Source organism: Spirillospora sp. NPDC047279 (genome assembly GCF_040643285.1).
Lineage (GTDB): Bacteria > Actinomycetota > Actinomycetes > Streptosporangiales > Streptosporangiaceae > Spirillospora.
Genome location: NZ_JBEYUA010000048.1, coordinates 1 through 1440, shown reverse-complemented (window position 1 = coordinate 1440; position 1440 = coordinate 1). Strand labels below are relative to the sequence as shown.

Here is a 1440-nt window from a genome sequence, read left to right as displayed (position 1 = left end):
GGTTGCGTCCACGGGTGTGGTGTATGGGGCCTGTGTGACCTTCTGCCTGGTTTGTGTCCTGGTGGGTGTGTCGCCGTGACATGAGGACGGCCACCTCGTGATCCTTCGAGTCGACCAAGAGCACGAAGGAAGAAACGAGATGGCCGTGAACGACATTCTGCCCGTTACCGGCGAGGACTTCGACCAGACCCTGGCGGCGGCGTCGCCGGACCTGTTGCGGGAGATGATCCGGCAGTTCGCGCAGCGGATGATGGACGCCGAGGTCGAGCAGGTCTGCGGGGCTGGCTACGGCGAGATTTCTGACCAGCGGGTCAACAGCCGGAACGGCTACCGGCCGCGGGAGTGGGACACCCGTGCGGGGACGGTGGGGCTGGCGATCCCGCGGCTGCGGACCGGGTCGTACTACCCCGAGTGGCTGCTGGAGCGGCGCCGGCGTGCCGAGCGGGCGCTGGCGTCGGTGGTGGCGACCTCGTATCTGCTGGGCGTGTCCACGCGGCGGGTGGAGAAGCTGGCCGAGCAGCTCGGCGTGACCAAGTTGTCTAAGTCGCAGGTCAGCGTGATGGCCCGGGAACTGGACGAGATGGTCACCGACTTCCGCAACCGGCCGCTGGACGCCGGCCCCTACACGTTCATGTGGATCGACGCGTTGACCCAGAAGGTGCGTGAGGGCGGCCGCACGGTGACGGTGCACGCGCTGATCGCCACCGGCGTGAACGCCGACGGACACCGTGAGATCCTCGGCGTCGACGTCGTCAGCGCCGAGGACGGCGCGGGCTGGCTGGCGTTCCTGCGCGGCCTGGTCGCCCGTGGCCTGTCGGGGGTCAAGCTGGTGACCTCCGACTGCCACGCCGGGCTGCGCGACGCGATCGCCTCCACCCTGCCGGGCGCGTCCTGGCAGCGCTGCCGAACCCACTACCACCGCAACCTACTGACCAAGACTCCAAAGTCGGCACAGCCGTGGGTATCGACGCTGGTGCGCACCATCTTCGAGCAGCCCGACCGCGACGCCGTCCACGCCCAGCACCGCCAGGTCGTCGACGCGCTGGAGGCCAAGTTCCCGGCCGCCGCCGAGCACCTGGACGACGCCCGCGACGACATCCTGGCCTTCGCCGCCTTCCCCAAAGCCGTCTGGAAGCAGATCTGGTCCAACAATCCTCAAGAACGGCTGAACAAGGAGATCCGCCGCCGCACCGACGTCGTCGGCATCTTCCCCGACCGCACCGCCATCATCCGCCTCGTCGGCGCCGTGCTGGCCGAGCAGAACGACGAATGGACCGAGCAACGCCGCTACATGGGCACAGAAATCCTCGCCGCATGCCAGAAAGTCGGCCAGGAAACCGACACAAATGATTCCGATGTGACAATTGATGCTATTGGTGCTTAAGTAGTCAAAAGATCGCGAGGTGGCCTTCTCTTACACCACCCGCCTGGACGTGACCC

Annotated in this window: 1 protein-coding gene; it reads left to right on the top strand. The window is 66.9% G+C overall.

Annotation, left to right across the window (positions count from 1 at the left end; all coding sequences use genetic code 11):
• The first annotated feature begins 154 nt into the window (after positions 1-154).
• On the top strand, positions 155-1384 hold the full coding sequence (locus tag ABZ810_RS47595) for an IS256 family transposase (protein WP_358415466.1): 1230 nt from the start codon (positions 155-157) through the stop codon (positions 1382-1384).
• The last annotated feature ends 56 nt before the right edge of the window (positions 1385-1440 follow it).